At 41.1% G+C, this 7,236-nt stretch carries 9 protein-coding genes; 3 read left to right on the top strand and 6 right to left on the bottom strand.

The annotated features are described in order from the left end of the window. The first annotated feature begins 324 nt into the window (after nt 1-324). Nucleotides 325-1,671 carry a tRNA (N(6)-L-threonylcarbamoyladenosine(37)-C(2))-methylthiotransferase MtaB gene (mtaB, locus tag A7D14_RS17500; RefSeq protein ID WP_067037472.1) on the top strand — a complete coding sequence of 449 codons (1,347 nt, stop codon included), beginning with the start codon at nt 325-327 and terminating at the stop codon, nt 1,669-1,671. Between the two features lie 48 nt (nt 1,672-1,719). Here the strand turns inward: mtaB and A7D14_RS17495 are convergent, their stop codons facing one another. Further along, nucleotides 1,720-2,013, bottom strand: a complete 294-nt coding sequence (locus tag A7D14_RS17495; protein WP_067037470.1) for a GNAT family N-acetyltransferase — start codon at nt 2,011-2,013, stop codon at nt 1,720-1,722. A 163-nt stretch (nt 2,014-2,176) separates the two neighbouring features. On the opposite strand from A7D14_RS17495, the gene A7D14_RS17490 reads away from it, so the two are divergent. Continuing rightward, a complete protein-coding gene (locus A7D14_RS17490; protein WP_067037468.1) occupies nt 2,177-2,839 on the top strand; it encodes an alpha/beta fold hydrolase in 663 nt (220 codons plus the stop codon). A 49-nt stretch (nt 2,840-2,888) separates the two neighbouring features. After that, a complete protein-coding gene (locus tag A7D14_RS17485) occupies nt 2,889-3,851 on the top strand; it encodes a lytic transglycosylase domain-containing protein (RefSeq protein ID WP_067037466.1) in 963 nt (320 codons plus the stop codon). A gap of 255 nt (nt 3,852-4,106) precedes the next feature. On the opposite strand, the gene A7D14_RS17480 is transcribed toward A7D14_RS17485, so the two are convergent. The 5 genes from A7D14_RS17480 to A7D14_RS20265 form a co-directional block, all read right to left on the bottom strand. Next, the gene (locus A7D14_RS17480) at nt 4,107-4,655 is read right to left on the bottom strand and encodes a hypothetical protein (protein WP_176712444.1); all 549 of its coding nucleotides are present in this window, start codon (nt 4,653-4,655) and stop codon (nt 4,107-4,109) included. A 333-nt stretch (nt 4,656-4,988) separates the two neighbouring features. After that, nucleotides 4,989-5,849 (bottom strand): HAEPLYID family protein, encoded by an 861-nt coding sequence (locus A7D14_RS17475; protein WP_067037462.1) that lies wholly within the window; start codon nt 5,847-5,849, stop codon nt 4,989-4,991. 77 nt (nt 5,850-5,926) lie between these two features. After that, nucleotides 5,927-6,262, bottom strand: a complete 336-nt coding sequence (locus tag A7D14_RS17470) for a hypothetical protein (protein ID WP_067037460.1) — start codon at nt 6,260-6,262, stop codon at nt 5,927-5,929. Between the two features lie 262 nt (nt 6,263-6,524). Beyond that, nucleotides 6,525-7,040: a hypothetical protein gene (locus A7D14_RS17465; protein WP_067037458.1), complete on the bottom strand. Its 516-nt coding sequence runs from the start codon at nt 7,038-7,040 to the stop codon at nt 6,525-6,527. Then, the coding region (locus A7D14_RS20265) for a hypothetical protein (RefSeq protein WP_218058551.1) at nt 7,016-7,236 on the bottom strand (221 nt) is incomplete at its 5' end. The genes A7D14_RS17465 and A7D14_RS20265, both read right to left, overlap by 25 nt.

Below are 7,236 nucleotides of genomic sequence, written 5' to 3'. Positions count from 1 at the left end.
TTAACTTTTTGAATTTTATTCTCAGAATCTTCTTGTGCATAAATGCCAACAAAATTTAAAAATATCAAAATGAGCAGAATTTTCTTCATAATTGTAGGCAACCATTAAGCTAAACGTCGTTTTAATGACGCTTTAGCGACAGATAACGAAGTTAGCGGAAAATGACCAAAGTTTCAATACAGCTTAAAAAGTGTTATCCATAATATGCAAGTCATTCCTTCTGCCAACCCTTTTTCCTTAGTCCATCACCCATTACCCAACCACCCTTTGCCATAACTCTCAACAAATCACTATCTTTGCCGCCCTAAAACAAGAGGTTGGTCAATGAACAAAAAAGTCGCTTTTTATACGCTGGGTTGCAAACTCAATTTCTCCGAAACTTCCACCATTGCACGAAGTTTTGAAAAGGAGGATTTTGAGCGGGTGGACTTTACGGAAAAAGCGGACATTTATGTGATCAACACCTGCTCCGTTACCGAAAATGCGGATAAGCGCTTTAAGACCATCGTAAAACAGGCCCAAAAGGGTAATCCAGATGCTTTTGTGGCTGCTGTGGGATGCTATGCCCAATTGAAACCGGAAGAACTCGCCGCTGTGGACGGAGTGGATTTGGTGCTGGGTGCCACGGAAAAGTTCAAGATTACAGACTACTTGAACGATTTATTGGATTCGGACCCTGAGCGGAGTCGAAGGGTCGCCCAAGTACATTCCTGTGAAATTGAGGAGGCCGATTTTTATGTGGGCAGTTACGCCATCGGTGATCGCACCCGAGCTTTTTTAAAGGTACAGGATGGCTGTGATTACAAATGTACCTACTGCACCATTCCCTTGGCCCGGGGCATATCACGTAGTGATACTTTGGACAATGTTTTACTGAATGCCAAGGAAATAGCATCCAAAGACATTAAGGAAATTGTGTTGACAGGTGTAAACATCGGCGATTATGGCAAAGGTGAGTTTGGCAACAAACGGCATGAGCATACCTTTTTGGATTTGGTAAAGGCCTTGGACCAAATTGATGGGATTCATCGGTTGCGTATTTCGTCCATAGAACCCAATCTCTTAAAGAATGAGACCATAGATTTTGTGGCCCAGAGCAATTCCTTTGTACCGCATTTCCATATTCCCCTCCAAAGCGGAAGCGATGAAATCTTAAAGTTGATGCGCCGACGCTATTTGTCCAATCTCTATGTGGACCGGGTAAAACGCATTAAGGAGACCATGCCACACGCCTGTATTGGGGTGGATGTAATTGTGGGCTTCCCGGGGGAAACGGATGAACATTTTTTGGAGACCTATCATTTTTTGAACGAATTGGATATTTCCTATTTGCATGTGTTCACCTATTCGGAGCGAGACAATACTTTGGCGGCAGAAATGGACCAAGTGGTTCCCAAGAAGGTGCGCAGCAAGCGCAGTAAGATGTTGCGAGGACTTTCGGCCAAAAAGAGAAGGGCGTTCTACGAAAGCCAATTGGGTACCGTTAGGACGGTTCTTTTTGAAGGGGAGAACAAATCGGGCTATATTCATGGGTTTACCGAAAACTATGTGAAAGTGAAGGCGCCCTGGAACCCTGAATTGGTGAATACGCTGCACCAAGTGGAGCTTACCGGGATTGATGAGGACGGTTTGGTACGGTTTGAGTTTGTTTCCGCTTCGGTTTCGGCATAAAAAAACCTCCCATTGCTGAGAGGTTAAAATCTTTTGTCTGTAGTTTGGTCAGATTCGGATGCCTACGGGAAGCATCTCTTTGTATTGTCTGTTTTTCCTCAAAAAACCAGCTATATGTGGGCTTGTAGGTACCACCCTTAGGTTTTTCTCTTGAATCTCATTCAGAACGGCTTTGATAAATGCTTCTTTAAAGCCTTCTTGGGTAATTTCTTCTGGGATCACCAGTTTGGTCAAAAATACCTTACGCTCTTGGGAAGAGTATTCAATTTTGGCTAAATGCCCGTTGACCCTAGCTTCAAATTGACGTAAGAAACTATTGTCATTAATCTCCATTTCTGTCATATAGTACTGTTTTTAAATTGACACCGTACAATTACCAAAACGGTAAATTGCTGTTACCCCCTTTTAAAAAATGTGTTCAGATAGGCGGGGTTAGTTACAAAAGGGATACAAAAGTAGTCAAAATATTGCTAATTTCCTAGACCTTGTCGATATTTGGTGTCAAATGTCCGATAACAAAATCCATGTCTACTTTATGCCCGGGATGGCTGCCAACCCATCCATTTTTGATGGCATAAAACTTCCCGCGGACACTTTTGAGACCCATAGGCTGGAATGGTTTCTTCCAGATAAAGGCATGTCCTTGGAGGATTATGCCAAAAAGATGTGTGGTGAAATCAAACATAAAAACCCTGTGCTTATAGGAGTCTCTTTTGGTGGGATGTTGGTGCAGGAAATGGCAAAGTCCATTCAGACCAAAAAAATAATAGCGGTTTCCTGCGTCAAGACAAAAGAGGAACTGCCCAAGCGAATGCTTTTTGCCAAGTACACCAAAGTACATAAACTATTGCCCACGGGATTGGTGAACAATGTGGAGCTTTTGGCCAAGTACGCCTTTGGGGAAACGGTCACCAAACGGTTGGACCTTTATGAAAAATACCTTTCCGTGCGGGACAAACATTACATTGACTGGTCCATAGACCAAATTGTAAACTGGAAACAGACAGAACCGCCCAAAAATTTAGTTCACATCCAAGGTGAAAAGGATGCTGTTTTTCCCATTGCAAACATTACCGACTGCATTAGGGTGAAAAACGGCACGCATGCCATGATCATACATCGGGCAAGATGGTTCAATGATCACCTTCCCACAATTATTTTGGAATAATTTCGTCTTTATAATAGTATCTTTACGGTACTTTAATAAACGATTTGCTATGAAATACATAAAAAACATATTGGCTTTAATAGGATTGGTGGCAGTTGTGAGTACACTCATTTTTGCCGTGCAATCCAGTGAAGTGGAGGAGGCCCCCGTTGTTAAAGAAGTGGTGGCCAAGGATAAAAATGTGGCGGACACCTACCAAATCACGGCCATTGAAATTCCCAAGGATCTCAATTTTGCCGGGGAAGATGTCCCTCAAGATGATCCCGAGATCATGGAGCGTGTGGACCGCGAGTTTTTGGTAAACACCTATTGGCAGTCCAATGCGCTCTTGCTCATAAAACGCGCAAACAAATATTTCCCCATTATTGAACCCATTCTTAAAAAGAATGGAATTCCAGATGATTTTAAGTATTTGGCCGTGGCCGAAAGTGGCCTTGAAAATTTGGTCTCCCCAGCTGGGGCCACCGGTTTTTGGCAAATTATGAAAGGAACCGGAAAGGAATATGGCTTGGAGGTGAACGACAATGTGGACGAACGCTACCATGTGGAGAAATCCACCCAAGTGGCCTGTGATTATCTCAATAAATGGAAAGAACGCTTTGGTAGCTGGACCTTGACCGCTGCCGCCTACAATGCAGGCCCTGCGGGAATCCAAAAATATATGGGCATCCAACAGGTGGACGACTACTATGATTTGTTGTTGGGGCAGGAGACAGGCCGATATGTATTTCGGATTTTGGCCATAAAGGAAATCGTTTCCCATCCAGAAAAGTATGGTTTTGAGTTGGACCAAGAAGATATGTACGAAAAAGTGCCCACCTTTACGGTTGAAGTGGATACGGCAGTGGCCAATTGGGCCGATTTTGCCGAACTCTACGAAATCAACTACAAAGTACTGAAACGGCACAACCCTTGGCTGCGCGAGCCCCATTTAAATAATGCTTCAGGGAAAAAGTATGCCATTGAGATTCCGAATAAGGGGTATTACCGCAGTACGAGTGCGGGACAATAGGGGAAACCTTGTTTTGGGATTTCGGAAAGGTATGTAGGGGTTCCTTTTATTATCTAGTTGAAGGTTAAAACCCTGCAAATTTGCCTGACGGCAGTCAGGTTTAATTGCAGTTACTTTAGTTTCTATAAATTTTTGTGTATTCTAAGAGTTATTGGGTTACTGAGTTACTATGTGATTATTGAATAACTCGATAACCTAATAACCATGGCAATTTCATTGCCCTTCTAAACCTCTGGACTTCAAATCCAGAGTGTTTTAGTTTTTCAATTCGTCTTTTATTTTATAACAATGGGCTATTAGTCCTTGGCCCACAACTGAGTTGGTTCCCTCAGTCAGGTCCTGTTCTTTTTTGTCATTATCAAGCCATAAAAAAAGTTTCTCGTTGTAAAAATAGTATCTGTCTTCTTTTACCGCTGTTTTTTTTGGGTCAAATGCTTCATTGTCACCATTTTCCTTGGCTGTTTTATCGTCCCAATAGATTGGTCGGTTATAGTCAAAATCTTGATCAAATGCGAAGATTAATTTTCCGTCATTGAAGTAGTATTCAATTTGATTTTTTCCCGTCTCACCAAGCCATAAAACCTCAATTAGTGTTAAATCGCCATTGTCATAGTATGCGGTTGCTTGTCCGCCTTCAGTCGATTCGCCCCAAATTTCCATCATTGTTGTACTGTAACACTTAAGGTTGGCTCTTATTTCAGCATATTTTCCACGAATGTCTTTGACCAACGAATCTTTGTCCTGAGCAAACAAGAAGTTGCTTGTCAGAAAAAAGAAAGTTGATATGAGTAGCAGTTTCATCATTTTTTGCGCTGGTGGCAACTATTGCTGAATGTAGTTTTAATGACACTTTAGCGACAGATACCAAACAGGACTGAAGTTAACTTTTTCGGCCAAAAAATCCAGATTGGATTGATGGATGCTCAAGTTTGATTGACCAATGGGCCAAGCACCAAGCCCTAAATACCAAACAAAGGGTATTACGGCAGTACGAGTGCGGGGCAGTAAGACGTCGGTGAGCAAGATATATCCTTTCAAAATTCCAGGGAATACTCTATAGGTTCACAAAAGAAAAAGTAAAGCGGGATTATAAACTATGTCCAATCCCGCTCGTCATTAAATTGTTGGTGGCCGTATTTATTTTTTATGATGTCCAGGTTCCCATATTAACCGGATGAAAGAACTTAATCTTTCGTTTTCTCGACTTACTGGGATTCCTGCTACAATTCCAATCAATAAATTGTCGGCAATACCCAATCTCATTTGAGGTCTCATGGTCATATCAAAGTCTCCTTTGTCGATGGTCTTGTTAAATTCAACCCCAATAAAGTTTCTTGTACCAGAAATCATGTAGTGAAAACTGGTATTGATATCATAAGTTGTGTGAAACGTATTGGAACTGAAAACCTGCTCAATCATTGGTCCCGTGTAAATCAATGAGTGAAAGTTATTCCCCCAACGCTTGGCTACAACCAAAAAGGGATTGTAAACATTTCCCTTAATAAATGGCTTTCCAAAATCCCCAAAATCCGAAAGTTCAAATTCGTTTATGTACCCTAGTGCCATAGATGTAGCCATTGGCTCATTGACGAGAAATGACCATTGTGCAGCAATTTTTATACTGTTCAATTGGTTGGATGGAATAGAGTTGTTTGCTGTTCCGTTGACAGGTGAATAAAAAGTGAACGGCAATTCCACTTCCAAACCCAATCTGTCCACAGGGGCCCATTCATATTCAATTAGAGCTTCATAAGAGTCGAATTTCAAATTGTCAGTAAGTCCTAAGCCTAAGTTCCATTCTTTTTCACCTTTTCTGGCTCCCAAATCACGGATTAGGTCAATGTACAAAGGTTCAGCATGTAAAACTTTGTCTGGTTTTTTATGGTCTTCAATTTGTTGAATGTAAAGGCTGTCCTTTTCAGTATCAGTAATTTGAGCAAAACTATATACAGATGATACCAATGCAACGATTAGCATCAATTTTTTGTTGATGTTCATATTTGATTTGTTTTAAAAGCATTAAGAATTTTCCCATGTCCTTCTGGCTATGGGTTCATAAGGGGTGCAAAAACAAATCAAACTTTAGGTGGGGGACTGTCTATTTCTTTGAAGCCATTGGCTAAACTGGCCTCATAATTATGATAGAGACTTTTCTCTTCGATGAGTTTTCGTTGAAAGTCTTCGTTAGTGGTAACCTGATAGACCAATAAATCAATTTTTACATTCTTTTTCTCATTGTGGTCTTTAGTGTCATGGTCATCATATTCTTCGATGGCATTTTCATAACCCAAAACTTTCTCAACAATTATTTCAATAATGCTTTCTTGGTCATTGAATGATAAGTCTTCAGGTATGTGTTCAGGATAAAGGTCTGGCGTGTCAACACTAACATTGAGCAGATAAAGCCCCATAAACCCAAAAAGGATTTTAGTAAAGACGCTATTTCTTATACGGTTGAACACAGTTCAAAAATAACGTTCTTTTATTGTCTTTCTTGTATAGCTACCAACTAAAAGAATATGAACTGGACTTAATGTTATACCGAATAATTGATGGGACCCCACCAGAAAATCCAGACCAAATTAATGAGCACCAAGCACCCCGCCTGCGGCTGGCAGGCAAATTCCAAAGAAGGGAATTTGGTATTTGGAATTTTTAAGTTGGAATTTACCCCTAGATTTTCTTCATCTGCTGCTGCATCATCTTGATCTGTTCGGTAAGCATGTTGTTTTTGTCCAACTTTTTGGCTTCTTGCAGCAATTGGGTGGCTTCGCGCTTTCTTCGCTTTTGCATGGCAATGCCAGCGAGGCTCAGTTTGGTCATGGCCACATCATAATCCATGGTGAGTCCGAACTTTAATGCCTTTTTAAAGTACTTTTCTGCTTGGGTCAGGTTTTTTTGGGAGTAAATAATGCCGTGCAGGTAGTTGTAGTAGCCCTGCTGCTTTTTAATGAGGGCAGCGGACGGGTTCTTGATTTTGTCCAACCACTTTTGGGTTCCATCCATGTCTTGTTTCCGCATCCGAAGAAAGGCCAACAAAATCATTTCGTTCCTAAAATAGAGGAAAATGAAGATCAACGAAAACAGGACCAGGGCAATTCCGTTGCCAATATAGCCTTCAATAAATTGATAAACCGCATACCCAATGATCAATGCGGCGATGACTAGTTTGATGTTTTTGTTGAACATATTTCCAGTTGATTTTTTCCTTTGATTAACGAGGTGGCAAAAGTACTAAAAACTAAATTAAATACTGATTGTTCGTAATTGTACCAGTAGCCTTGATAGTTTGTGTCAATGTTTTGTTTTTGTCCTCTTGAGCGCAGTCGAAAGGCTGACAAAAACATCTCGACTGCCTGCCCGTCCGGCAGGCGGACGCTCGATG

Origin of the sequence: Allomuricauda sp. CP2A (assembly GCF_001683915.1) — a bacterium.
Lineage (GTDB): Bacteria > Bacteroidota > Bacteroidia > Flavobacteriales > Flavobacteriaceae > Flagellimonas.
Note: the sequence above shows the minus strand (reverse complement) of the source record. Positions and strands in the feature narration are given on the sequence as shown.

Bases quoted from the DNA above. Each gene is read 5' to 3' on its own strand.
- mtaB (WP_067037472.1), top strand. From the start codon at position 325: ATGAACAAAAAAGTCGCTTTTTATACGCTGGGTTGCAAACTCAATTTC.
- A7D14_RS17495 (WP_067037470.1), bottom strand. From the start codon at position 2,013: ATGACAGAAATGGAGATTAATGACAATAGTTTCTTACGTCAATTTGAA.
- A7D14_RS17490 (WP_067037468.1), top strand. From the start codon at position 2,177: ATGTCCGATAACAAAATCCATGTCTACTTTATGCCCGGGATGGCTGCC.
- A7D14_RS17485 (WP_067037466.1), top strand. From the start codon at position 2,889: ATGAAATACATAAAAAACATATTGGCTTTAATAGGATTGGTGGCAGTT.
- A7D14_RS17480 (WP_176712444.1), bottom strand. From the start codon at position 4,655: ATGATGAAACTGCTACTCATATCAACTTTCTTTTTTCTGACAAGCAAC.
- A7D14_RS17475 (WP_067037462.1), bottom strand. From the start codon at position 5,849: ATGAACATCAACAAAAAATTGATGCTAATCGTTGCATTGGTATCATCT.
- A7D14_RS17470 (WP_067037460.1), bottom strand. From the start codon at position 6,262: ATGGGGCTTTATCTGCTCAATGTTAGTGTTGACACGCCAGACCTTTAT.
- A7D14_RS17465 (WP_067037458.1), bottom strand. From the start codon at position 7,040: ATGTTCAACAAAAACATCAAACTAGTCATCGCCGCATTGATCATTGGG.